This window comes from Hymenobacter sediminis (genome assembly GCF_003231285.1).
GTDB classification, from domain to species: domain Bacteria; phylum Bacteroidota; class Bacteroidia; order Cytophagales; family Hymenobacteraceae; genus Hymenobacter; species Hymenobacter sediminis.
The window spans coordinates 1,514,886-1,537,913 of record NZ_QKNS01000001.1 but is presented as its reverse complement, the minus strand read 5'-3'; the positions used below and the strand labels follow the sequence as shown (position 1 = coordinate 1,537,913).

General features: G+C 54.5%; 21 protein-coding genes and 1 tRNA gene. 8 read left to right on the top strand and 14 right to left on the bottom strand.

The annotated features are described in order from the left end of the window. Positions 1-591: 591 nt before the first annotated feature. The 4 genes from DNI29_RS06635 to DNI29_RS06620 form a co-directional block, all read right to left on the bottom strand. Positions 592-1,863 (bottom strand): adenylosuccinate synthase, encoded by a 1,272-nt coding sequence (locus DNI29_RS06635; RefSeq protein ID WP_110977236.1) that lies wholly within the window; start codon positions 1,861-1,863, stop codon positions 592-594. Next, positions 1,863-2,210 (bottom strand): STAS domain-containing protein, encoded by a 348-nt coding sequence (locus DNI29_RS06630; protein ID WP_110977235.1) that lies wholly within the window; start codon positions 2,208-2,210, stop codon positions 1,863-1,865. Before DNI29_RS06630 ends, DNI29_RS06635 begins: the two co-directional genes overlap by 1 nt. Beyond that, positions 2,207-2,698 (bottom strand): Fur family transcriptional regulator, encoded by a 492-nt coding sequence (locus tag DNI29_RS06625; protein WP_110977234.1) that lies wholly within the window; start codon positions 2,696-2,698, stop codon positions 2,207-2,209. The genes DNI29_RS06630 and DNI29_RS06625 overlap by 4 nt, the downstream gene beginning before the upstream one ends. A 150-nt stretch (positions 2,699-2,848) precedes the next feature. After that, positions 2,849-5,056 carry a RelA/SpoT family protein gene (locus DNI29_RS06620; RefSeq protein ID WP_110977233.1) on the bottom strand — a complete coding sequence of 736 codons (2,208 nt, stop codon included), beginning with the start codon at positions 5,054-5,056 and terminating at the stop codon, positions 2,849-2,851. A gap of 318 nt (positions 5,057-5,374) precedes the next feature. On the opposite strand from DNI29_RS06620, the gene DNI29_RS06615 reads away from it, so the two are divergent. From DNI29_RS06615 to clpX, 4 genes are all read left to right on the top strand, one after another. After that, positions 5,375-5,456, top strand: a tRNA-Leu gene (locus DNI29_RS06615). Positions 5,457-5,534: 78 nt separating this feature from the next. Further along, on the top strand, positions 5,535-6,911 hold the full coding sequence (tig, locus tag DNI29_RS06610) for a trigger factor (protein ID WP_238388024.1): 1,377 nt from the start codon (positions 5,535-5,537) through the stop codon (positions 6,909-6,911). A gap of 112 nt (positions 6,912-7,023) precedes the next feature. Further along, positions 7,024-7,731 carry a ClpP family protease gene (locus tag DNI29_RS06605; protein WP_110977231.1) on the top strand — a complete coding sequence of 236 codons (708 nt, stop codon included), beginning with the start codon at positions 7,024-7,026 and terminating at the stop codon, positions 7,729-7,731. Positions 7,732-7,979: 248 nt separating this feature from the next. Beyond that, positions 7,980-9,203, top strand: a complete 1,224-nt coding sequence (gene clpX / locus DNI29_RS06600) for an ATP-dependent Clp protease ATP-binding subunit ClpX (protein WP_110977230.1) — start codon at positions 7,980-7,982, stop codon at positions 9,201-9,203. Between the two features lie 496 nt (positions 9,204-9,699). Here the strand turns inward: clpX and lpxB are convergent, their stop codons facing one another. The 4 genes from lpxB to DNI29_RS06575 form a co-directional block, all read right to left on the bottom strand. Beyond that, positions 9,700-10,809 carry a lipid-A-disaccharide synthase gene (lpxB, locus tag DNI29_RS06590; RefSeq protein WP_110977228.1) on the bottom strand — a complete coding sequence of 370 codons (1,110 nt, stop codon included), beginning with the start codon at positions 10,807-10,809 and terminating at the stop codon, positions 9,700-9,702. 93 nt (positions 10,810-10,902) lie between these two features. Next, a complete protein-coding gene (locus DNI29_RS06585) occupies positions 10,903-11,322 on the bottom strand; it encodes a 6-pyruvoyl trahydropterin synthase family protein (protein WP_110977227.1) in 420 nt (139 codons plus the stop codon). A gap of 94 nt (positions 11,323-11,416) precedes the next feature. Beyond that, a complete protein-coding gene (locus tag DNI29_RS06580) occupies positions 11,417-12,418 on the bottom strand; it encodes a FecCD family ABC transporter permease (protein ID WP_110977226.1) in 1,002 nt (333 codons plus the stop codon). A gap of 15 nt (positions 12,419-12,433) precedes the next feature. Beyond that, the gene (locus DNI29_RS06575; RefSeq protein WP_110977225.1) at positions 12,434-13,351 is read right to left on the bottom strand and encodes an ABC transporter substrate-binding protein; all 918 of its coding nucleotides are present in this window, start codon (positions 13,349-13,351) and stop codon (positions 12,434-12,436) included. A 259-nt stretch (positions 13,352-13,610) separates the two neighbouring features. Here DNI29_RS06575 and rfaD point away from each other — a divergent pair, with 259 nt between their 5' ends. Then, entirely contained in the window at positions 13,611-14,576 is a 966-nt protein-coding gene (gene rfaD, locus DNI29_RS06570) for an ADP-glyceromanno-heptose 6-epimerase (RefSeq protein ID WP_110977224.1), read from the top strand. A 236-nt stretch (positions 14,577-14,812) separates the two neighbouring features. Next, positions 14,813-16,222 (top strand): FAD/NAD(P)-binding protein, encoded by a 1,410-nt coding sequence (locus DNI29_RS06565; protein ID WP_162303527.1) that lies wholly within the window; start codon positions 14,813-14,815, stop codon positions 16,220-16,222. Positions 16,223-16,444: 222 nt separating this feature from the next. On the opposite strand, the gene DNI29_RS06560 is transcribed toward DNI29_RS06565, so the two are convergent. The 4 genes from DNI29_RS06560 to DNI29_RS06545 form a co-directional block, all read right to left on the bottom strand. Beyond that, the gene (locus DNI29_RS06560) at positions 16,445-16,726 is read right to left on the bottom strand and encodes a hypothetical protein (protein WP_110977222.1); all 282 of its coding nucleotides are present in this window, start codon (positions 16,724-16,726) and stop codon (positions 16,445-16,447) included. Positions 16,727-16,838: 112 nt separating this feature from the next. Then, positions 16,839-17,843, bottom strand: coding sequence for a zinc-binding dehydrogenase (locus tag DNI29_RS06555; protein ID WP_110977221.1), 1,005 nt, complete (start codon positions 17,841-17,843; stop codon positions 16,839-16,841). A gap of 45 nt (positions 17,844-17,888) precedes the next feature. Next, positions 17,889-18,299, bottom strand: a complete 411-nt coding sequence (locus DNI29_RS06550; protein ID WP_110977220.1) for a thiol-disulfide oxidoreductase DCC family protein — start codon at positions 18,297-18,299, stop codon at positions 17,889-17,891. A gap of 60 nt (positions 18,300-18,359) precedes the next feature. Further along, positions 18,360-19,109, bottom strand: coding sequence for a Dph6-related ATP pyrophosphatase (locus tag DNI29_RS06545; RefSeq protein ID WP_238388023.1), 750 nt, complete (start codon positions 19,107-19,109; stop codon positions 18,360-18,362). Positions 19,110-19,210: 101 nt separating this feature from the next. Between DNI29_RS06545 and DNI29_RS06540 the strand changes: the two genes are divergently transcribed. Beyond that, on the top strand, positions 19,211-19,531 hold the full coding sequence (locus DNI29_RS06540) for a hypothetical protein (RefSeq protein WP_110977219.1): 321 nt from the start codon (positions 19,211-19,213) through the stop codon (positions 19,529-19,531). 167 nt (positions 19,532-19,698) lie between these two features. Here the strand turns inward: DNI29_RS06540 and DNI29_RS06535 are convergent, their stop codons facing one another. After that, positions 19,699-20,208, bottom strand: coding sequence for a DUF4126 family protein (locus tag DNI29_RS06535; RefSeq protein WP_162303526.1), 510 nt, complete (start codon positions 20,206-20,208; stop codon positions 19,699-19,701). 225 nt (positions 20,209-20,433) lie between these two features. On the opposite strand from DNI29_RS06535, the gene DNI29_RS24070 reads away from it, so the two are divergent. Further along, positions 20,434-21,072: a hypothetical protein gene (locus DNI29_RS24070; RefSeq protein ID WP_202910372.1), complete on the top strand. Its 639-nt coding sequence runs from the start codon at positions 20,434-20,436 to the stop codon at positions 21,070-21,072. Between the two features lie 69 nt (positions 21,073-21,141). Here DNI29_RS24070 and DNI29_RS06525 read toward each other — a convergent pair whose 3' ends face one another. Then, complete coding sequence (locus tag DNI29_RS06525) at positions 21,142-22,995, bottom strand: DUF885 domain-containing protein (protein ID WP_110977217.1); 1,854 nt, start codon at positions 22,993-22,995, stop codon at positions 21,142-21,144. Positions 22,996-23,028: the final 33 nt, after the last annotated feature.

Sequence of the window (23,028 nt, the reverse complement as noted above, 5' to 3'; positions counted from 1 at the left end):
CAAGAGAAAAACTTTTTTCGAAGCGTTTTCTTCTCAGTACTTAGTGCCGGCTTCCGATTGAAGCGGGCTGCAAAGGTAAACAGCTTTTTGCTTTTTCCAAGTTCCAGACCACAAAACTTTTTTTCGCTTTTTGGCGCCCTGGTGGGCGGCTACCCCGCTTTTACCGCTGTATCAGAGGCAAGGGGTGGGGTGCTGGTTCTTGGCTTTTCCCAAGCCTCCTTTCGGGGTCGGGCTCCGCTTCCGGCTGAATCGGGGTGCAAAGGTAGCACACCTCATTTCACTTTCGCAAGCCCGCAGGCAAACTTTTTTTTCGACTACCGGCTAGAGCACTGTACTCTCGCCGCTGGTCCCCTCCGCGTTTCGGATTGGGAGTGCAAAAGTGCACCATGCCACGCGCTTTTCCAAACCCTGCCCCATCTTTTTTCGTTTCAGGCACCTCTTAAGGCTGGGCGGCTTGTGCTAGGCAGCAGAAGGGCAAACACTTACGTGGTGAAAAAATGTTCCATACATACGTCTTTTGATTTATGAAACCTGTAAGAAACTACAAAAGCCGCTCAATTGAGCGGCTTTTGTAGTTTCTTACAGGAAAATCTAGTTAAGATGCAGTGTACTTACTCTATCAGGGCCAACACTTACAATGCTTACAGGTACCTCAAGCTTCTGCTCCAGGAAATTGATATATTCTAGCAGTTGCTGCGGCAGCGCTTCTGTGTTAGTAATCGACTGCAGTTCGGTACGCCAGCCTGGTAAGCTAATGTACACGGGCTTTAGATTCTGAAGGTCTCCGTGGTCAGGCAGATGATCTGTTTGTTCGCCGTTAGGGAGCTGATAGTGGGTGCACACTCGGATTTCATCGAAATCATCTAAGACGTCAGCCTTCATTAGATGTATTTCGGTAACACCATTGAGCATGATACTGTACCGTAGGGCCGGCAGATCGATCCAGCCGCAGCGGCGGGGGCGTCCGGTTGTAGCACCGAATTCCCGACCGGCTGCACGTATTTGCTCCCCTACCTCGTCGTGAAGCTCAGTGGGGAAAGGACCACTGCCAACCCGGGTACAGTATGCTTTACTGATGCCGTAGACCTTATTGATATGGCGAGGCGCTATTCCTAGCCCAGTGCATGCCCCGGCCACGATGGTACTAGAAGATGTAACGAAGGGGTAGGTACCGAAATCGATATCCAGCATAGAGCCTTGCGCACCTTCTGCCAACACGTTTTTGCCTTGCTTCAGCAAATCATTGAGCAAGTACTCTGTATCGGCAAGCTGTAGGGTGCGAAGGAATTCAACGGCGGAAAAGAAATCGGCCTCGAATTCTTCGATTTCGAGGCCGCGGCCGTGGAATTCAGCCAGGGTAGCATGACGCGCAACAGCATCTTGGTAACGTTGCTGAAAGTCGGGAAGAAGAATATCACCTACACGCAGTCCAGTGCGCCCAATCTTATCTTGGTAGGTAGGACCAATGCCTTTAAGAGTAGAACCTATTTTGCTACCCCCACGAGCCTCCTCACTGATACGATCCAGCGCGCGGTGCGAGGGTAGAATCAGTTGGGCCTTGCGAGAAACGTATAGGTTGCTGCTCCAATCTACACCTCTATCTGTAAGCTTTTGGAGCTCCTGCCGGAACACAACGGGGTCCAAGACCACGCCATTACCTACTACATTAATAATGTGAGGGTGGAAAATCCCGGATGGCACTTGGTGCAGTACATGCTTGATACCATCGAAAGTGAGGGTGTGACCAGCATTAGGGCCACCCTGGAAGCGGGCTACTACATCGTAGGTAGGGGCCAGTACATCGACAATTTTGCCTTTGCCTTCATCCCCCCACTGTAATCCTACTAGTACATCAACGGGCATTAGTTCGCAGCTTTCAATTGTTGAGCAGCCGATTGTTCATCGTCTGCAATGGAGAATATGGCATTCAGCTTGGTTAGAGCCAACATTTTGCGTGGGTGGTCAGCAGGGTTGATTAGCATCATCTCGCCACCGCGACTGCGAAATTTGGTTAGCAAGGACACCAGCACACCGATACCAGTGCTATTGATGTAACGGATGCTTGACAAATCGACAGTGCAATGGCGAAGCTCATCACCGAGGTGCTGATCGACACTTTGCAGGAGCTGCTGAGTATCGGGGCTACCTATTAAATCACCGGAGAGGCGCACGAAGAGGATGCCGTCGCGGACGGCGGTGTCAGTTTTCATTCGGCTAAAGAGCGGGCAGCGGCTTTGGCGCGGCAGTCGCCGCACACGCCGTATAGGTTCAAAGAGTGGTGCAAGATATGGAAGTTGAGTAACTCCCCTACCATAGTCTGGATGCCGTGAATGCGCGGGTCACAGAACTCAACCACTTTGTGGCACTCAGTACAGATGACGTGGTCATGCTGACGATAACCATAGCTCTTCTCGTACTGGGCAAGGTTGCGGCCAAACTGGTGCTTGCTTACCAGGCCATGCTCCACTAGCAGATCAAGCGTATTATATACCGTAGCACGGCTTACCTGCAGTCCTTGCTCCTTCATGCCGGCATATAGCTCCTCTACATCGAAGTGGCCAGTACGGGAGTAGATTTCCTCCAAAATGGCATACCGTTCAGAAGTTTTACGCAGACCTTTATTTTCGAGGTAAGCAGTGAAAATCTTCTTCACCTCCTCAAATTTCTCTTTATCTAAGTGCTTCTCAGTGACGGACATTTTGATGCTCTATTATAAGGAGTAAGAACCAGTAGGTTTGGGAGAAGTTTGCATGATTATTAATCAGCTTCACACACCCATACTCCTGATCACCCCTTTATTTGTACCGTTTTATACTTCCCGCTTTTCTTAAAACTTTTTAAGGCTCCACTATGAGTCAAAGCGTTCAACGAGCAGCACCCCGTTCACCTTGGACAGACGTTGAATAAGCTTAGTTAAATGGTCTGTGTCATTCACAAATACCATAATCTGTCCTTCAAACATTCCGTCGTTGGAGTCGATGGTGATGGAACGCATGTTTACTTTAAGGCTATTGCTGATAATGCGGGTTACGTCGTTCACTAGCCCTACCCTATCAGAACCTTTAATGCGAATGCCAGCTAGGAAAGCTAATTCTAGCTGCTCCGTCCATTTCGCACGCACAATGCGGTTGCCATAGTTCGACATCATCTGCACGGCCTTCGGACAAGACGTCCGGTGAATCACAATGCCTTGCTCCGTTTCAAACCCAAACACATCATCGCCCGGTATGGGGTTGCAACAGGGAGCAATGCTATAATCAAACTTGTTTGTTTGCTCCCCAATAACCAGCATGTTGGCATTTACGCCGCGCACTTTCTGCACCTCATGGTCAAAGGCCTTTGGCTCCAGCATAGAGGGTAGGCGGGGCGCTTCTACATTGGAGTCAAAAAGGTGCTTTTGAATTTCGCGACCATCGACCTGCCCAATAGCTACCCTGTAAAAGAACTCCTGCGGATTGCTGGTATTAAAATGTGCAAGTAACCGATTCAGATTCTCCTGAGAATACTCTATGCCTAGCAGCTCTAAGCGCTTCTCAATGATGAAGCGGCCATCTTCCGCCTTATTGCGCTTATCGTCGCGGAGCCAGTCCTTTATCCGAGTACGGGCCTTTGAAGTAGTAACGTACTGAAGCCATTCCTCAGTAGGCTTCTGCTTATGCGAGGTCAGAATCTCGACCTGGTCGCCGTTACGCAACTGGTAGCTGAGCGGCTGCAGCTTCTGGTTTACTTTAGCCCCGAGACACTGTAAGCCAATGTGCGAGTGAATCTCGAACGCAAAATCGAGCGCAGTCGCCTTATCTGGCAGAATAACCAGTTTGCCTTTAGGAGTGAAGGCGTATACTTCTTTTACGAACAGGTTCTGGCGGAACTCGTCCATGAACTCCAGAGCACTGGAATTATTGGTTTCGAGCATCTCCCGGACCTTGTTGATCCACGACTCAAGGGTAGATTCGGGCTGGACAGTACCGCTGTCTTTGTACTTCCAGTGTGCTGCATAGCCTTTCTCGGCAATATCGTCCATACGGCGGGAGCGAATCTGCACTTCTACCCATTGCCCTGTGCGCGACATAACGGTAGTATGCAACGATTCATAGCCATTGGCCTTGGGTGTGCTGACCCAGTCGCGTAACCGGTCAGGATTTGGCTGGTAGAAATCCGTTACAACGGAATACACCTGCCAGCAAGCCGCTTTTTCCTGCTCCGGCGGCACATCCAGAATGACGCGAATGGCAAACAGATCATATACCTCATCGAAGGTAATATTCTGCTTACGCATCTTTCTGAGGATGGAATAGATGCTTTTTGGCCTACCCTTCACCTCGTACTGAAACCCCTGCGCCTTCAGCTCCTCATCGATTGGCTGCACGAACTCCTTGATAAAGCGGTTCCGGGCGGCACGGCTTTGCCGTACACGGTTTACTAGCTCCGTGTAAATTTCGGTGTCCGTATACTTCAGATAAAGATCTTCCAGCTCCGTTTTGATGGTATAAAGACCCAGGCGGTGAGCTAGCGGAGCGTAGAGGTAGATGGTTTCCGAGGCAATCTTCAGCTGCTTGTGCCGCGGCATTGAATCCAGAGTCCGCATGTTATGCAGGCGGTCGGCGAGCTTGATCAGGATAACGCGCACATCATCGGAAAGCGTAAGCAGCATTTTCCGGAAGTTCTCGGCTTGCTCAGAGGTGCCGTAGTCGAAGACTCCGGAAATCTTGGTCAGCCCATCCACAATGCGTGCCACCTTGGGCCCGAACTCCCGCTCTACATCGGCTACTTCCCAGGGTGTATCCTCTACCACATCATGGAGCAGCGCGGCCACAATACTGGTAGTACCCAGCCCAATTTCCTCCACCACAATTTGGGCAACAGCCAAGGGGTGCAGGATATAAGGCTCCCCAGACTTGCGGCGCATCTCCTTATGCGCTTCCAGAGAAGTGTTGAAAGCTTTCTTAATTAGCTTAGCATCGCCTTCCTTTAAATAAGGCTTAGCGGTGCGGAGCAGGCGGCGGTAGTGGCGCAGAATTTCTTGGCGCTCTACTTCAGGGTCGATGACAGTGGACATGGTACGCGGGCAGTGCCGGAGGCACCGAAATACTTGCTTGCTAAGGTACGGCTTGAGGCGGAAGCTTGGCTACCCCTCTCTGAGATATGAATCCATAAAGGGGGTAGCCCCTATAGAACATAGCTTCGGCTAGGTTGGTGCAGAATACTATTGTTAGGCGTTACACACTTAGTTTTTCGATGAATTTGCGGTTTAGCTGGCTCACAGGCCTGTTTTTCCTAAAAAGAATGCGCAACTATTGAGCTTAATTTGCTAAACCCGCTTGTTTTTAAATTTCGCTTGTGTAGTTTTGCGGCCCCGAGGCAGTTGGCCTCCGATGCGGATGTGGCGAAATTGGTAGACGTGCCAGACTTAGGATCTGGTGCCGCAAGGCGTGTGGGTTCGAGTCCCTCCATCCGCACTTATTTCTGGTTTTCAGCAGAAAACCGCTTTTAAACCCTCAACCCACCCGTTGGGGGTTTCTTTTTATCCGGGTTTTTTGCCCGACACTGACACCACTCGTAGTACCCTTAACCGACGACCCGTTTTGGACATTACCCTCGACAAGAAAGACGACCAGCTGAATGCCATCCTGACAGTAACCCTCACGGAGGCCGACTACGCTCCCGCCGTGGAGAGCAAGCTGAAAGAATACAGCAAAAAGGCGCAGATCAAAGGGTTCCGCCCGGGTAAGGTGCCGGTAACGCTGGTGCGCAAAATGTATGGCAAAGGCATTCTGGTTGATGAAATCAACGCCTTGCTGGGCAAGTCGGTTGATGACTATATCAAGGAGAACAACCTCCGGATTCTGGGCGAGCCCCTACCCGTACCCACGGACGTAGATTTCGACAACCAGAAAGACTACACCTTCCAATTTGAACTGGGCCTGCTGCCCGAGTTTGAGTTGCCCGCTGACCAGGCTGTTTCGGTTGACCGCCACAAAGTGGAGCTCGACGAGAACACCCTCAGCGAAACCTACGAGCAGTTGGAGCGTCAGTTCGGTGAAACTACGGAGCCCGAAACGGCTGAAGCTGGTGACTACATTTCTGGCAAGCTGAAAAAAGTTGGTGAAGAAGGCGAAGGCCGGGTAGTGTTGCTACCTACCAACAAGCTGAAGAACGATGCTGACAAATTTGTAGGCGTTAAGACAGACGACGAAGTAACCTTCGATCTGAAAAACGCTTTCGACGGCGACCTGACGGCTATTCGTAACTTCTCGGGCCTGAGCAAGGAAGAAGCCGAAGCTATTGAAGGCGAGTACGTGCTGACGGTGGGTAAAATCCAGCGTTCGGTTCCGGCTGAGTTCAACCAAGAGCTGTTCGATAAAGTATTCGGTAAGGACATCGTAACCTCGAAAGAAGACTTCGATGAGAAGGTTCGCTCGACGGTACAAGAGAACTACGACCGGGAAGCTGACAACCTGGTGAACCGTCAGATCATCGACAAGATGCTCGAAAACACCACTATTGAGCTGCCGAAGGAGTTCTTCAAGAAGTGGTTGCTGCGTGCCAACGAAGGCAAGCTGACTACTGAGCAAATTGAAGAGCACTACGAAGACTACGAGAAGGAGCTGAAGTGGTCCCTGATCCGCAACAAGGTAGTGGAAGCTCAAGAGCTGAAAGTATCGAACGAGGAAATCGTGGACCGCACGATGCAGAAGATCCTGGGTCAGTTCAACATGGAAATGACGCCGGAACTGGAAGAATCGGTACGCGGCTTTGCTGACAACTTCCTACGTCAGGAGAACGGCAAGAACTACGTGAACGAGTATGAGGCCATTCTGGCAGAGAAAGTGCTGGAAAACCTACGCGGCAAAGTTGTTGTTAATGACAACCCGATTACGGCCGAGGACTTCCGCAATCAAAATGCTGGCTAACCGCTAACATTTTTGGTTTTCAGACCAACAAAAAAGCCCTTACTTGTCGTATGGGCTTTTTTGTTGCCCTTGCGGTTTCGTTGTGCCACCTTACTTCTCCTAATTTTCTGACATGCTGAATAAAGAAGAGTTCCGCAAGTTTGCCGTGAAAGGCCAGGGCCTCAGCGGCCTGGGCGTTGATCAATACATTCAACACGTAGAGGGCCAGACCCGCAACGGGCTGATTATGCCCACGGGCATGACTCGCTCGGTTATTGAGGAGCGCCCTACCCGCTTCGCGGAGATTGACGTTTTCTCGCGCCTGATTATGGACCGCATTGTGTTCCTGGGTACGGCCGTGGACGATTACATTGCCAACATCCTGACCGCGCAAATGCTGTTCCTGGAGTCGGTGGATGCTAAGAAGGACATCTTGCTCTATATCAACTCGCCCGGTGGTTCGGTATATGCCGGTCTGGGCATCTATGATACCATGCAGTATGTAAACCCCGATGTAGCTACCATCTGCACGGGTCTGGCCGCTTCCATGGGTGCTGTACTGCTTGCTGGTGGTGCCAAAGACAAGCGCTCGGCCCTACCCCACGCCCGCGTGATGATTCACCAGCCTTCGGGTGGCGCACAAGGCCAGTCGTCGGATATTGAAATTACGGCTCGTGAGATTCTGAAGCTCAAAAAGGAGCTGTACGACATTCTGGCGCAACACACCGGCAAATCGTATCAGGAAATCCACGACAACTCGGACCGCGACTACTGGATGCGTGCCGATGAGGCCAAAGAGTATGGCCTGATTGACGAGGTTCTGGAAAAAAAGAAGGCGTAACCACTTAAGTTCACTTCTTTGCAGGGGGTAGGGAATCTGAGCTGTCACTCATTGAGTATCACCTAGATTCCTCTCTCCATTCGAAACAACAACAGCAAAAAGCCCGCTTCGGCGGGCTTTTTCTTTTAAGTAAGGGCCAAGCCCAACGGCACTTTTTTAGCGTAGCAGGGCGTTGGCCTTTTCGTACCTTTGGGGTAGGTTAGTGACAGTTATCTATCCTCCTCCCCTACCTGTGAGTTTTTCTGGCAATGGCTGATATAACGTGCTCCTTCTGCGGCAAGAGCAAAAAAGACGTTTCGGTGATGATTTCGGGCATCAACGCCCACATCTGCGAACGGTGTGTGGGACAGGCCCAGCAAATCCTGAACGAGGAAAATAAGATTCGGGCCAACTCCAAGGCTCCGAAATTTAACCTCGTGAAGCCGCGCGAGATGAAGGAGTACCTCGACCAGTATGTGGTAGGCCAGGACGAAGCTAAGAAGGTAATGTCGGTGGCGGTGTACAACCACTATAAGCGCCTGATGCAGAAACCCGCCAAAGACGATGTGGTGATTGAGAAGTCAAACATCATCATGGTAGGTGAAACCGGCACGGGTAAGACGTTCCTGACGCGCATGCTGGCTAATATTCTGCAGGTTCCCTTCTGCATTGCCGACGCTACCGTGCTCACGGAAGCTGGCTACGTAGGCGAGGACGTGGAAAGCATCCTGACCCGCTTGCTGCAAGCCGCCGACTACAATGTGGAAGCAGCGGAGCGCGGCATCGTGTACATCGACGAGATTGACAAGATTGCCCGCAAGAGCGATAACCCCAGTATTACCCGCGACGTGAGCGGTGAGGGGGTACAACAGGCCATGCTGAAGCTGCTGGAAGGCACTACGGTAAACGTGCCCCCGCACGGCGGCCGCAAGCACCCCGAGCAGAAGATGATTACGGTAAACACCGAGAACATTCTGTTCATCTGCGGTGGGGCTTTTGTGGGCATTGACCGGATTATCAAGAACCGCCTCAACACCAAGCCAATTGGCTTTGCCAAGACGCAACTGGAAGAGAAGATTGATACACAGAACTTCCTGCGCTATGTGACGGCTCAGGACCTGAAGCAATTCGGTTTGATTCCCGAGCTTATCGGCCGCCTACCCGTCCTGACTCACTTGAACCCGCTCGACCACGCTACCCTGCGCAAAATCCTGACGGAGCCCAAGAACTCCATCGTGAAGCAGTACCAGCGCCTGTTCGACATGGAGAACATTCAGCTGAGCTTCTCCGACGGCGCGCTGGAATATATCGTGGTGAAAGCCGACGAGTACCGCCTGGGTGCCCGCGGCCTCCGCAGCATCTGCGAAGCCATTATGACCGACGCCATGTTCGATATGCCCTCAGAAGAAGGTGTGAAGGAACTGGTAATTGACGAAGAATATGCCCGTAGTAAGTTTGAGCAGACGGCGCTAAAGCAGCTGCGAGCAGCGTAAAGAATTGAATAAGGTCAAAAAGAAGTGGTGCTACACAAAGAGTTAACTCTTTGTGTAGCACCACTTCTTTTTGACCTTATTCAACAAGAAAAGCCCTATGTTGATATTAGAATAATATTATTGTTATTCTCTAACATTTATAACACTATATACTCCCCTTATTAGTTTCGATCAAATAAATAATAACAACCGGTAGAAACAGTATTATCAGTGTCAGTAAATGTTGTTTTCGCTTTCTCTGACATCTAACAGCAGCAACAGCGAAACCGATGACATATGCTAAGATGATAAAGACAGTAATAAGGCCTAAGCCTATTGATGCACTACCACCAGCGTAGTTATTATCATACTCTTTAAAACAAAGAAAATAAATCAGATAGATCCACCATAAGCTGTACACCATTAACAATAGTTTTACCATATACTTACTTCATAAGTATTTAGACAGCCGTTCTGGCCTGTATTATTGCCTGCTCAGTAAAAGTGTTATATTCCTTTACCCCTTTAAATACCCCACCATTAGCTTAGCCGCTTTTTCGGCGGCGCGTTGCTGACCTAGCTTCTCGCGGATCTTAGCGTAGTCGGCTTTCTGCTGGGCAATGAACTCCTCGTCGGCGGTTATTTTCTTTAGCTCCGTGACGAGGTTACGGGCGTTGAAGTCGCCCTGGATTAACTCCTTTACTACCTCCTTGCCGGCAATGAGGTTTACCAGGGAAATGTACGGCACTTTGATTACCGCCTTGCCAATGGAGTAGGATACAGCGCTGGTGCGGTAACACACTACCTGCGGTACGTCGAACAAAGCGGTTTCCAAAGTAGCGGTGCCGCTGGTGACGAGGGCAGCGGTAGCGTGGGCCAGCAGGTCGTAGGTCTGGTCGAAGAGGATACGGACGTTGTTGCGCTCGAAGTTGGCGTAGTAGTTCCGGTCGAGGTTATCGACGCCGGCCACGATGAACTGGTAGTCCAGGAAGGGCGGCAGGATAGCCACCATTTCGTAGAGCATTTCCTCGATTTCCTGCTTGCGCGAACCGGGTAACACCGCAATAATGGGGCGCAGAGGGTCCAGGTTGTTTCGTTCGTAGAAATCCTCGGAATTGCGGTGTTCCGCCACGGCGTCGGCGGTAGGGTTGCCGATGTAATCTACTTTGTAGTCGAAGCGCTGGTAGAATTCCTCCTCGAAAGGTAGAATAACAAACATCTTGTCGACCAGCGCCTTCACTTTGTGCACGCGGCTCTGGTTCCAGGCCCAGATTTTGGGCGAGATATAGTAGAATACTTTCAGGCCGTTGGCTTTGGCGAACTTTGCAATCCGCATGTTGAAGCCGGCATAATCAACCAGAATTACTACATCGGGCTTGTAATCCAGCAGGTCGCGCTGACATTCTTTCAGGTAGCCGCGAAACTTGAGGATGCTGGTGGCAGCTTCCCAGAAGCCCATAATAGCCATTTCCTGGTAGTGGTGCACCAGCTCGCCGCCGGCCTCCTGCATCATGTCGCCGCCCCAGCAGCGAAACTCTGCCTGGGGGTCCTGCTGGCGCAGCTCGCGCATGAGGTTGGCCGCGTGGAAGTCGCCGGACCGCTCGCCAGCTATCAGGTAGTATTTCATTGAATGAAGTAAGAAGTAGCCCTTGTGAAGTAGTAACCGAGCGTACCCGCCGTTTTAAAGTAACTCGGCGGATACGCTCGGCATTTATTCTACTTATTCCTCTCCGAAGTATTCCACGAAGTTGCGCGGGGTTTCATAGAGCTTAATACTGTGCAGGTGGGCCGAAGAAATACGCTCTATTTCGGGCTGCAGAATCTTCCAGAAGGCCATCACCAAATTTTCGGTACTGGCCAGCTGTCCTTCCATAAAAGGCACATCTAGGTTCAGGTTTTTATGATCAACCTGATCTACAATGTGGGTGCGGATAACCGTGCTGAGCTGCTTAAGGTCGATGACAAAACCGGTTTCGGGGTCGGGCTTGCCTTTGACAGTCACAATGAGGTCGTAGTTATGGCCGTGCCAGTTGGCATTGGCGCAGGGGCCGAAGACTTCGCGGTTGCGTTCCTCGCTCCAGCTAGGGTTATAGAGCTTGTGGGCCGCGTTGAAGTGCTCCTGTCGGCTGATGTATACCATTCGTTCGGGTGTTGCAGTCGTAGAGCGTTGAGGGTTTGACTGATATAGTGGCCGGGATACTACCCTGTGCGCAACCGTCAACCCCCTTCAAACCCTACGAGCCTTGTTTTCGCAGCAAATATACGAAGAACGGTACGCCGAACAGGGCGGTTACGAGGCCTACAGGTAGGCCGGCGGGTGGGTAGAGCAGGCGGGCCAGCAGGTCGCAGATCAGCAAGAAATTTCCTCCGAGCAGAGCACAAAACACTAGGTTGCCACGGCTCACGGTGCCCAGCAGCCAGCGGGTGATGTGCGGTATAACCAAGCCTACAAACCCAATAGGGCCAGCCAGCGCCACTACGCACCCTGTAAGGCCCGAGGCAATGAGTAGCAGTAGCCAGCGCGTACGTGCAACCGGCAGACCCAGAGCGGTGGCACGCTCCTCGCCCAGCAGCAACAGATTCAGACTGTTATGCAAGAATCCGAGCAGCAGAAGCCCTACCCCCAGCGCCACTGCCGGATAAGGCAGAATGGCCCAACTGGCTTTATCAAAGCCGCCCAAGGCCCAGAACGTGATGGTGCGGAGCTTTTCTTCGGTAGCAGCCAGAAAGGTTAGCAAACCACCGAGCGAGGTAGTGAGGGAGCCCACGGCTACCCCAGCCAACAGCAGCTGAGCCGGAATAATGCGCCCCCGGCGGCTACCAACGATAACAACTACTAACGTGGTACCCAACGCCCCGAACAGCGCCGCCAGTGGGGGCAGATATAGCCCCGAAATAGTAAGCGCAGGGAAAAAGGTAAAAACTATACTGGCTCCCAACGCCCCGCCCGACGCCGTGCCCAGCAAATAAGGATCGGCCAGGGAGTTGTTGACCATGGCCTGCATGAGGTAGCCACTTACGGCCAGCCCGGCGCCGGCCAGCAGCGCTAATAGCAGCCGTGGCAAACGCAACTCAATCAACACCAGCTGCGCCGCATCCTGCGGGTTATAATGCAGCAGCGCCCGACCAATGAGGCCATAACTGGTTTCGTAGCTGCCCACTCGCAGCCCTACCGCCAACAACACGACGGTAAGCAGCAGACAAGCCAGAATCCAAGGCAAGGCGGGGCGCGACATCGGGGGGAAAGCCGTTTACGAGCCGGAAATTACTTGCTGCAGCTCCCGAACCCCTTCTACTACCCGCGGATTAGGGCGCGACATCAAATCGTCGGTGACGCGGTAGATGCGGCGGGTTTGGTAGGCCCGGATGCGCTTCAGCTCCGGGTATAGCTTGAAGAACGTGCTGTCCATTTTGCCGAAGGTTCCACCGATGATAACATCAGGGTTGAGCTTCAGAATATATTCGCGGGTGAGGGCGGGGTAGGGCTGGGCAAATTTCTCCACCACGGCATTCTGGCCGCCGGCCAAAGCAATTTTGTCAGTGAACAGCGTATTCTGCCCATACACATAGATAGGGTCTGACCACGTAATGGCGAGTACCCGGGGTTTGGGGCCGCTCAGGCTGGTAGCAGAAGAAATCTTCTTCAGCTCCGCCCGCAACGAATCGGTGAGGTGGCGGGCCTGCGGCTGCCGGCCCAGGATGCGACCCAAGTCGTTAAGCCCCCGAAAAATATGCTCTACACTGGTATACCGCTGGTAATAGACGGGAATGCCCAACTCCTGTAAACGCTGAGCATCAGCCAGCGAGGTTATGCCTTCGGTGGTAAACACCACATCGGGCTTAAGAGCCACAAGCCGTTCTATATCCAGGGGGTAGCTATTGATGACAGGCTTGCGCAACGCCGCAGCCGGGTAGTCGCAGACTTGGGTACGGGCCACGATGGTAGCCGTATCGGCTACGGCGTAAAGCATTTCCGTCATGGATGCCGCCAGAGACATGATGCGGCGCGGATGAGCCGGTATAATCAGGTCGCGGCCCAAGTCGTCACGCAGGTGTTGGGGGACAGCCGCTTCGGTAGTGGTGGGCTTATCGGGTTGGCAGGCGGTTGCCAGCAGTAGCAGGGGTAGCAACTTCCGGGCAGTGGCCGCGGAACGAAGAAATGAGAGCATAAGGCAAAGGTAGCGGAAGCAGCTTGGGGTTGCGCCTACCCCCTCCTTACAGATAAACGATGACGATTTCTGCTCAGATCAGGACTGTCATTCCTCGGCTTCTCTCGGAATTAGCCCCTTTCCCGCCTGCCAGCAACCTCCGGCAGGCCTAGAAGTAGTATAGCTGATTGGCGGGGGTAGGAGTTTCTGGGACCGATGTAGACCCGGTGCCACCGTGCTTCCGCCGCATCTGCTTACTTTTGGCTTAAATTTCTGCCTTATGATCGTCGTTACCGGAGCCGCCGGCTTTATTGCCAGCTGTCTTGTCACCCGCCTCAATGCCGCCAACTTCAACGATATCGTGGTGGTGGACAACTTCACCTCGGAGCGTAAGCTGGCCAACCTCACGGGTAAGCACCTGCGGGAGTACGTAGACCGCGAAGAGTTTTTTGAGTGGCTAGAAGCCAACCACGAGCAGGTAGAATTCATTTTCCACCTCGGGGCCCGCACCGACACAACAGAGCAAAACCGCGACGTGCTGAACGTACTCAACCTGGAGTACTCCAAAAATATGTGGCTGGCTTGCTGCCGCTACCAGTTGCCGCTGGTATATGCGTCCTCGGCTGCTACGTATGGCTCCGGCACCCTCGGCTACTCCGACGACGACGCCCTCCTACCCCTGCTGCGCCCCCTAAACCCCTACGGCGACTCCAAGAACGACTTCGATAACTGGGCCGTGCAGCAGCCAGAGAAGCCCTTCTTCTGGGCCGGCCTGAAGTTTTTCAACGTGTATGGCCCCAATGAGTACCACAAAGGCCGCATGGCCTCGGTTATTCTGCACGCCTTCCGCCAGATTCAGGAAACGGGCTCCATGACCTTGTTCCGCTCGCACAACCCTGATTACGCCGACGGTGAGCAGCAGCGCGACTTTGTATATGTGAAGGACGTAGTAGAAGTGTGCTTCTTTCTGATGCAGAACCGCCGTAACTCGGGCATTTACAACCTAGGCACTGGCGAGGCCCGAACCTTCCTGGATCTGACCCTAAGCACCTTCGCGGCTCTGGACCGCACTGCCGATATCCGCTTCCGCGACACGCCCGAGGATATCCGCGACACGTACCAGTACTTCACGGAGGCTGATATGAGCAAGCTCCGCAGCATCGGCTACGACCTGCCGTTCACGAAGCTGGAAGACGGCATTTCAGACTACGTTCGTAACTACCTTGTTCCGGGCCGCTACTACTAGCCCACACGCACTAGCAGCCACTTAGCGCTACTTTCCAGACAATATTTACAAAACCTCTGGGCTGCCCAAGCAACCCAGGGGTTTTGTTTTGATTATTAGGCGTTTATGCAGGTACAAGGTTTTAAAAGTCATTGCCTTACTGACTAAAACGTTTTACCATATTGCAAAAATTAATTTTTATATCATTTTTTCCAGAGTACCTTCCTGCCCCTAGTTCATCTCACTTCTACAGGCTGGTGCAACGAAAAAGCATAACTATAGTGGGTGGAGGGTTTTCCGGCTCCATGCTGGCCCTTCAGCTAGCCCGATTATCTAACCAGGAGTTAATTGCCTGCGACGTGCATCTGGTGGAACCCCGCCCGGTACCGGGTCCGGGGCTAGCCTACACGGCCCGCCGCCCTGAGTATCTGCTCAACGTACGGAGCCAGTTTCTGAGTGCCTTCCCTGACCAACCCGACCACTTTCTGAACTGGTTGCGCGTTACGCAGTCTGATGCGTGCGAAAACGACTTTTGCTCCCGGCAGAGCTACGGGCGCTACTTGCAGCAGCTCATCAGCCAGGTGCTGGAGTGGCCCTCCAGCAACGGCATCCGGTGTAAGTGGCACAACATGATGGCCCAAGCCGTAACAGTAGCCCCTGATGGCAAATCGGCCCAGGTGAAGCTGTCGTCCGGCACGGAAATCCACAGCGACTATGTGGTGCTGGCCCTAGGCAACTTTCCCCCACCCCCTCCTACCCGCGCTGATCTGCGCTACCTCCAGCACCCAGCATACCATGGCAACCCCTGGGCCCGGGGGGCACTGCGCGAAATTGCTTCCGACGACACTGTACTGTTAATTGGTACCGGCCTGACAGCCATTGACGTGCTGCTGGGTTTGCGGGCCGACGGCCATAGGGGCCAGATTACGGTGGTATCGGGCCACGGCCGCTGGCCGCTGGCATATCAAGAAGAGCCTACCCCCTACCCCAGCTTCTACGCCCAAGAGCTGGCCGGCCTAAGCAGAGTAGCAGATGTGCTGAAGATAGTGCGGCGGCATGTGCAGGAAGCCCAGCACCAGGGCATCGGCTGGCAGGCAGTTATCGACTCGCTTCGGCCTGATTTGGGACGTATTTGGGCGGCATGGCCGCTGGTAGAGCAGGCCCGGTTCCTGCGCCATTTGGCGGGCATTTGGTCTGTGGTCAGGCACCGCAGTCCGCCCCAGAACGCGCAAGCGGTGCAACAAATGCTGGATGCAGGCCTTGTGCGGGTGGAGCGGGGTAGGGTCCGAAATATTGAGCCAGAAGGAAAAGGCCTGGTTGTAACAGTACAGGCGGGCACGCAACAACTGGCCCGTCCTCTTGCAGCGCAGCACGTTATCAACTGTACCGGGCCGCTACTGGATTACAGCCGTATTCAGGCGCCGTTGGTGGTTAGCCTGCGAGAAGCCGGCCACTTGGTACCTGATGCGTTGCGACTGGGCGTCATGACGGATGAGCACGGCGCCTTGCACGATGCGCAGGGCAATGCGTCAGCGGTGTTGTTTACCCTCGGCCCCAGCCGCCGCCCCGCCTATTTCGAATCGACAGCGGTTCCGGAGCTTCGCAGCCAGGCCACTGAGTTGGCTCAGGAACTGGGTCGTCGGTTGCTGAAGGATACCGGTAGCTAAAGCTATTCTCCCACTTGGTTGAAGAGGGACCAGGGATAGTTGAACGCTCGTTGAGCATCTAACTAGTTTTAACTCTTAGGTCTAGTTCTTCAACCACCCCTACCCCCTCCTCATTGAAGGAAGGGAGGTTTCTAGTGGAGAACACCTATGACCATAAACAACAAAAGGCCGCACCCGAGAAGGGTGCGGCCTTTTGTGTATGTAAACAGCTGCCTGAAAACGCTAGGCGGCCAGATCGGGGTAGAGAGGACGCACAGTGGTCTCGGGTGCTTCCTCGGGTAAGGGCAGCGTGGGCAGTGCCGGGTAAGACACCTTGGTTTCGGCGGCGTGGCGGCGCAAGGCGCGCATCAATAGGTATTTGTACTTCTCCGCGTCGGCCAGGGCAAGCTCCACGGCCCGCACAGCATCGTCATACGCTACTACAGGCACCGATTCGGCGGCTTCGCCGGTAGGGTAGGTCAGCTCAAAAACAGGGCAGCTTAGGTATTCAGCAGGCGTTTTCATCAGGCAGCAAATCTAAGTTTTCAGTTGTCGGATAGATAACAGAACACCACGGATTTCTATTCCCGAAAACAGGATTTTTTATCTATTTTACACAAATTAAAATCACTGATTATTAACCTTTTATCTTCAATATTAATTTACCAAACTGTAGCCCTTCCGCCATGCGGTGAAGAGCTTGTTCACCGTCTGCCAAGGCAAACGTTTCATCCAGCACGGGCACAATAGCGTGCTGCTCAAAAAAGCTAACCATGCCGTTGAAGTCTTGGGTGGTGCCCATAGTAGAGCCCAACACCGATAGCTGCTTCCAGAAGATTTTGCGGGCTGTTATCATCGGGATATCACCGTGCGTAGCGCCGTAGAACACGATGCGCCCACCCGGAGTCGCGGCATCCAGCAGGTCGTTGAAACCGGGGCCCGCGGCGCTGTCGATAATCACATCGAAGCCGCCACCGGCCTGCTTGGTGAGAGTAGCGGGCCATTTCTCGGCCTTGTAGCTGATGCCCCCTTTCGCGCCCAACTCCACAGCTTTGGCTATTTTCTCTTCAGAGCCTGAGGTAACCCATACCTCGGCGCCATTGGCTACAGCCATCTGCAGGGCCAGCAAGGCCACGCCACCCCCTACCCCATTAATGAGCACCCGCTCACCAGGCTGCAGCCCCGCGCGGGTGAAAGCCGCCCGGTAGGCCGTAACACCGCCCAGAGGCAAGGCCGCGGCTTGCTCGAAGCTCAGGTGAGTGGGCTTGGCCCGCACCTGCACGGCATCTATGCACACAAACTCGGCAAACGTACCATCTTGGGGTAAACCCAGAATCTGGAAGTCGCGGCCCTGCGCGGCTGGATTATTCCCCCAGTAGTGGCCAGGGTTTATGAGCACGGCCTGCCCAAGCAGATCGGCATCTACGCCCTCGCCCAGGACCGAGACAATGCCCGCCCCATCGGAGCCCAAAATAATCGGGAATTTAAGCCCGGCGTACTGGCCTTTCTGAATCCAGACGTCGCGGTGGTTGAGGGCGGCGGCATGAAGCTGCACCTGCACCTGTCCGGGGCCGGGTTGGGGGGTAGGGAATTCCTGCAGCGTTACGGGTTGGCCAATTCCTTCGAGCACTAAGGCTTGCATAGAGGGGTAGTGAAAGCGTGAAAAGGAAATTATAGTTGACCCAGCTTACAAAAAACGGGCTTTCAATTCGGGGGTTGGAAGCCAGCAAGCCTCCTGCCGGCCAAACCAGCGGTAGCGGTTGCGGGCCACCAGCCGGTAAGCGGCGTCGCGCAGAAACCGGGGAAAAAGCTGGCCCACTGCACCTACTACCCCCCAAGCCCCTCCCAGGCCCCGCAACACCCCCAGGGCGGCGGCAGAATGGGTGTAGGCCTGGCCACCTTCCAGCAATACCACCGAATCGGGCTCTTGCTGGGGTTGCAGGCCGTGGTCCCGGAGCAACTCCTGCCCTACCCCCGACTGGAGCGACGCAAACCGGAAGCGGCCGGCGGCATCGTGCTCTATTACGAACTGCACGAAGCCGTTGCACAGATTGCAAACCCCGTCGAAAAGAATAGTAGCAGAAGGTGCAGAAGGCATGAGCAGAAGGGCTTAGATAGAAGAGCAGAGGAGTATAGTACCCGCCAGCTGGCCGGTTGGTTATGCCTCAGCCGGCAGCAGGTCGCAGTACCAAAACCCGGTAACAAAGGGCGACGATGCCGGCGCGGCATCTTCACTGGAGGCCGCGTCGGTGGTAGTGGAAGCGGGGGCCTGGTAGGTACGGCGCACTAGCTCGCCGCGTTGGAACGGAATAGGACTGCTGAAGTAGGGCGCATCGAAAACGAAGCTGTGGTACTCGCCATTCTCACCGCACGAATCGACGCCGGCGGGTAAGTCGCGCAGGAAGTCTTCATCGAGAAGGCGGCCGCAGAAGCTGGCATCAAGGTATTTCTCATTTACGCAGACGACCACCGCGCGGAAGCCTAGGTCGAGGTATTCGCGCAGCAAATCGGCGTTAGGGCGCTGCCAAAGCGGGAATACGGCGTGCATGCCTACCTGAGCCAATTGTTGCTCACGGTAGTGGCGCAGGTCTTCCAGGTAAATATCCCCGAACACTGCCCGCTGAATACCCTTGGCCTGCAAAGGAGCCAGAGTTGCGCGCATCTGCTGCTCGTAGAGGGCCATGTCAGGCATTTCGGGCAGTTCCAGCTTAGTAAGGGGTAGGCCGATGCGCTGGGCCTGTGCTTCCAGCAGTGCTACCCGCACGCCGTGCATGGACACGCGCCCGTAGTGAGCATTCACGCTGGTCAGCAAATCCGTGACGTGTAGGGTAGGGTCGAGCAGGGCGTGGTAGAGGGCCAAGGCCGAATCTTTACCACCGCTCCAGTTCATTAGGGTAGGAAAGGACATGGCCCAAAGGTAGGGCCCGCAGCCCTTGGCGCAACCGCAGCCTTGCTGGGTACGTTTGCCTTGGGAAATACTGAACTTCCTCTACCAAGTCTTCCATTCCCATGAAACGCCTTTTTTCTCTTCTGCTGGCCAGTGGCCTCCTGGCCTCCCTGGCTGCCTGCGACTACCGAAACACCCCGGGCAAAGACCCGCAAGCCTCCCAGGACTTCTCGACGTACCAAAAGGCACGCCCCGCCGAAACCATGCGTGACAGTGTCAGCGGCGGCGACGAGGCTTATACGCCCATCGGGACGGGCTCCGCGAATGATCAGAAAACTTCTACTGATGCCGCCATTGAAGGACAGCCCAACAATGCCAACTCACCCGTAGGCGATATGCCGGCTAACAACAGCGAAGTGCAGGCCACTAGCCGCGAGCAATAGTTTTAGCTCCTGAAGCCTACCTCTTGGTTTGGCCTCAACCCTCTACAGAAAAGCCCCGGCCGATGCTTCGGCCGGGGCTTTTCTGTTCTTAGCGCTATTTCATAGCTGCAGCCTTGCTACCTGTTGGGTACCTCTGTCTTCGACCCGACAGGTGGCTGGCTAATTCATTACAATACCCAACGCCGAGGCTGTGGGGCACCAGCATCCGTGCCTTTCGACAGGGCCAGCCCGATACCCAGCGTCAGGGCATCTTCCATACCGCCTACTACCCCACTAGAGAGGCCAGAACCCTCGGTGGCTTTTTTGCGCAGAAAATAGCCAGCATAGGTGGCACCAACGGCGGCTAGGGCCCCAACCAAGGCGCCAGTCAGTTGCTTGTCGTGATTGATTTTGTAGAGGGTAGCCCCTACCAGCGCCCCGGCCGCTGCCCGGCCCACCAGAGAAATAGGCACAATTCGGGCGGGCATTTGAGGCAGTTTATCGGCGGTCATTTCGCTGGCAGCCAGCAACTTTAAGCCATGGGCTACCAGGGGCTTTTTCAGCCAGCGCAGCGGCGACCCTTCCAAGGCGTGCGGATGGTAGGTTAGCAGGTTGCTGCTTAATAAGGCTGGTGCCGTCATGCTCCGCAGGCCGGCTACGGCGCCAAGCCCCACTGTTTGCCACAGATGCTTGCTCATATACAAAGGGTAGTGCAGCGTGAGTTTCGGCAGTACACTGCTGCCTTTAACGGATGTGGGCGTCGGAAGGTCAAGAAGGTTTGAAGGGTAGTTCGGGGTAGGAGCCACTAATATTTGCTTAACCATATTCCGTATTTATCCCTCCTATTTACGGGTAAACCCCCCTTTTTTTCTGCGTAATAGATTGATTAGAAATCCTTTCCTCAACCCATTACCACCACCGCTATGAAACACAAATGGATGTCCGTTCTCTTCGCCTCCATGCTCTGGGGCTCTTTAGCCCTCACCTCTTGCGACGACGATGATGACGACACAAACCCCGGTGGCACTACTTCGGGTAGCACCACCGGCTCTACCAGTGGCAACACCACCGGCAGCACGACGGGAACAACTGGCACCACCGGTACAACGGGCACTACCGGTACTACAGGAACAACTGGCACGACGGGTACCACCGGCAGCACGACGGGTACGACGGGAACGACCGGCACCACAGGTACGACGGGAACGACCGGCACCACAGGTACGACGGGAACAACTGGCACTACGGGCACAACTGGTACGACGGGCACGACCGGTACCACGGGTACTACTGGTACTACCGGCAGCACGACGGGCACTACTGGAACGACCGGCAGCACGACGGGTACGACTGGGACTACAGGTAGTACTACTGGTACCACTGGTAGCACCACCGGTACCACAGGTACAACCGGCAGCACTACTGGCACCACGGGTACAACTGGCAGCACCACTGGTACGACTGGTAGCACCACTGGTAGCACTACTGGCACTACTTCGGGTGGCGGTGGCACTACTTCGGGTGGCGGTGGCACCACTTCGGGTGGTGGCGGTACTACCTGAGCCCTACAACTGGCTTATTACAAAAAAGGGCAACCCATCGGGTTGCCCTTTTTTGTAATAAGCTTGTGTTTACTTCTGATTTATGGCCCACGTATCCATCTTGCGTTCCAGCACGGCCAGGGGCATTACGCCATCCTTCAGCAGTTCGTCATGGAAGTCGCTGAGGCGGAAGTGGGAGCGGCTCTGACCGGCGTATTTCTCGCGCAGCTTGTCGTTGTGAGCACCCAGCTGCTTCTCATACTTCTGGCGCAGCTCGCGGATTTTTAGGGCCCCGATTTTGTAGCTCAGGGCTTGGGCCGGAATAGCCATGTAGCGCTCAATTTCGGCCACTGCCCCGTCCTCGCTGATGGCTTCATTGTTCAGCATGTACTGAATGGCCTCTTCGCGGGTCATGTTCTTAGTGTGCATGCCCACATCTACTACCAGGCGTACGGCGCGGTGCATTTCGTCGCCAAGGGCGCCCATGTACTGGTAGGGGTCGGTGTAAAGGCCCAGCTCTTTGCCCAGGCTTTCGGTGTACAGAGCCCAGCCTTCGCCCATGGCGCCATACCAGGCAAACCGCCGGAACTTAGGCAAATCGGTATTTTCCTGCTGCAACGAAGTCTGGTAGTGGTGGCCCGGAATGGCCTCGTGCAAAAACAACGACTCCATGCCCGACGTGACATTGAATTTGGCAGCATCTACAATCGGGATGTAGAAAATGCCCGGCCGCGAGCCATCGGGGCTACCTGGGTTGTACTCGGCCGACGCCGAAGCTGCCCGGAACGCCTCCGTCTGGCGGATTTCAAATGGCGTTTTTGGGGTGCGCCCAAACATTTTCTTCAGGTTGGGCTCCATTTTGGTCTGAATAGCCCGGAAAGCTCCCAGCACCTCTTCCGGAGTTTTGTAGGGCATGAGCTTGGGGTCGGTTTTCAGGGAAGCGAAAAACGCCTTCAGGTCGCCTTTAAAGCCGACCTGCGCCTTCACTTTCTCCATCTCGCCCCGAATGCGAGCGACCTCCCGCTGGCCGGTCTGGTAGATTTCCTCAGGCGTCTTGTCGGTAGTCGTCCACGTTTTCACATAGTACTTGTACATCTCGGGGCCGCCCGGAATGGCTGCAATGCCCGTGCTGGGCCGCGACTTAGGCAGGTACTCCTTTTCCAGGAAGTCGCCGAGCTTTTTGTAGGTAGGCACCAGCTCTTCCTGAATAGCCTTTTTGTAGGCCGCCGTGATGCGCTGCTTGTCGGCGTCGATCAGGCCTTCGGGCAGCTTGTTGATGGGGCCGTAGAACAGGCTCTTGGTCGGGTCAGAGGTTTCCATGGCTCGCATCTGCGGAATCATCTTCACCACTAGCGCCTTGGGCAGCACTACTCCAACCTTCATGCCCTGCCGGAAGTTGCTGATGGCCGTATCGGCCCATACCGAGAAGCCGCGCACCCGGCCCAGCCAGTTGTCGTAGTCCTTGGCGGTTTTGAAAGGCTGCACACCCTCGCCCGAGCCGTATTGGCCCATGCTGAGGGGTAGGCCCCAGAACTGCTGGAAAGGCATCATCCAGGTGGGTTGCCGCAGGCCTTCCAGCTTGCTCTCCAGATCGTAGCGGAAGATGTCATAGCTGATCTTGTCGTTGGCCGACAGCTCCTCGCGGTTGAATTTCTGCAGGCCATTAAGGTACTTCTGGTAGAAGGCCTGAAGCTTGCCGCGAAACTCCTTGGTGCCGTCGTTGGGCAGCTGGTCGTTGTAGCGGTTGTCGCCCTGCGCGGTGGCTTCCAGCGGAAACAACCGGGCGTTTTCCTCCCAGTAGGCGTCAAAGAGTTGCTTTGTGTCTTTGATGTCGGCCAAGTTGGTTTCGGTGGTGGCCGCGCTGTCTTGTTCCGTTGATTTCTGCTGGTTGCAGGCGGCCAGGAGGGCGCAGGCGAACAGGCCGCCCAGAGCGAGTTTTTTCATGGAGAGAAAAGGAAGTTGCGTTCAGACCGGGAA

What these genes read in the sequence shown, in the direction of transcription:
- DNI29_RS06635 (WP_110977236.1), bottom strand. Translation starts at nt 1,863, where the DNA reads ATGCCCGTTGATGTACTAGTAGGATTACAGTGGGGGGATGAAGGCAAA.
- DNI29_RS06630 (WP_110977235.1), bottom strand. Translation starts at nt 2,210, where the DNA reads ATGAAAACTGACACCGCCGTCCGCGACGGCATCCTCTTCGTGCGCCTC.
- DNI29_RS06625 (WP_110977234.1), bottom strand. Translation starts at nt 2,698, where the DNA reads ATGTCCGTCACTGAGAAGCACTTAGATAAAGAGAAATTTGAGGAGGTG.
- DNI29_RS06620 (WP_110977233.1), bottom strand. Translation starts at nt 5,056, where the DNA reads ATGTCCACTGTCATCGACCCTGAAGTAGAGCGCCAAGAAATTCTGCGC.
- DNI29_RS06605 (WP_110977231.1), top strand. Translation starts at nt 7,024, where the DNA reads ATGCTGAATAAAGAAGAGTTCCGCAAGTTTGCCGTGAAAGGCCAGGGC.
- clpX (WP_110977230.1), top strand. Translation starts at nt 7,980, where the DNA reads ATGGCTGATATAACGTGCTCCTTCTGCGGCAAGAGCAAAAAAGACGTT.
- lpxB (WP_110977228.1), bottom strand. Translation starts at nt 10,809, where the DNA reads ATGAAATACTACCTGATAGCTGGCGAGCGGTCCGGCGACTTCCACGCG.
- DNI29_RS06585 (WP_110977227.1), bottom strand. Translation starts at nt 11,322, where the DNA reads ATGGTATACATCAGCCGACAGGAGCACTTCAACGCGGCCCACAAGCTC.
- DNI29_RS06580 (WP_110977226.1), bottom strand. Translation starts at nt 12,418, where the DNA reads ATGTCGCGCCCCGCCTTGCCTTGGATTCTGGCTTGTCTGCTGCTTACC.
- DNI29_RS06575 (WP_110977225.1), bottom strand. Translation starts at nt 13,351, where the DNA reads ATGCTCTCATTTCTTCGTTCCGCGGCCACTGCCCGGAAGTTGCTACCC.
- rfaD (WP_110977224.1), top strand. Translation starts at nt 13,611, where the DNA reads ATGATCGTCGTTACCGGAGCCGCCGGCTTTATTGCCAGCTGTCTTGTC.
- DNI29_RS06560 (WP_110977222.1), bottom strand. Translation starts at nt 16,726, where the DNA reads ATGAAAACGCCTGCTGAATACCTAAGCTGCCCTGTTTTTGAGCTGACC.
- DNI29_RS06555 (WP_110977221.1), bottom strand. Translation starts at nt 17,843, where the DNA reads ATGCAAGCCTTAGTGCTCGAAGGAATTGGCCAACCCGTAACGCTGCAG.
- DNI29_RS06550 (WP_110977220.1), bottom strand. Translation starts at nt 18,299, where the DNA reads ATGCCTTCTGCACCTTCTGCTACTATTCTTTTCGACGGGGTTTGCAAT.
- DNI29_RS06545 (WP_238388023.1), bottom strand. Translation starts at nt 19,109, where the DNA reads ATGTCCTTTCCTACCCTAATGAACTGGAGCGGTGGTAAAGATTCGGCC.
- DNI29_RS06540 (WP_110977219.1), top strand. Translation starts at nt 19,211, where the DNA reads ATGAAACGCCTTTTTTCTCTTCTGCTGGCCAGTGGCCTCCTGGCCTCC.
- DNI29_RS06535 (WP_162303526.1), bottom strand. Translation starts at nt 20,208, where the DNA reads ATGAGCAAGCATCTGTGGCAAACAGTGGGGCTTGGCGCCGTAGCCGGC.
- DNI29_RS24070 (WP_202910372.1), top strand. Translation starts at nt 20,434, where the DNA reads ATGAAACACAAATGGATGTCCGTTCTCTTCGCCTCCATGCTCTGGGGC.
- DNI29_RS06525 (WP_110977217.1), bottom strand. Translation starts at nt 22,995, where the DNA reads ATGAAAAAACTCGCTCTGGGCGGCCTGTTCGCCTGCGCCCTCCTGGCC.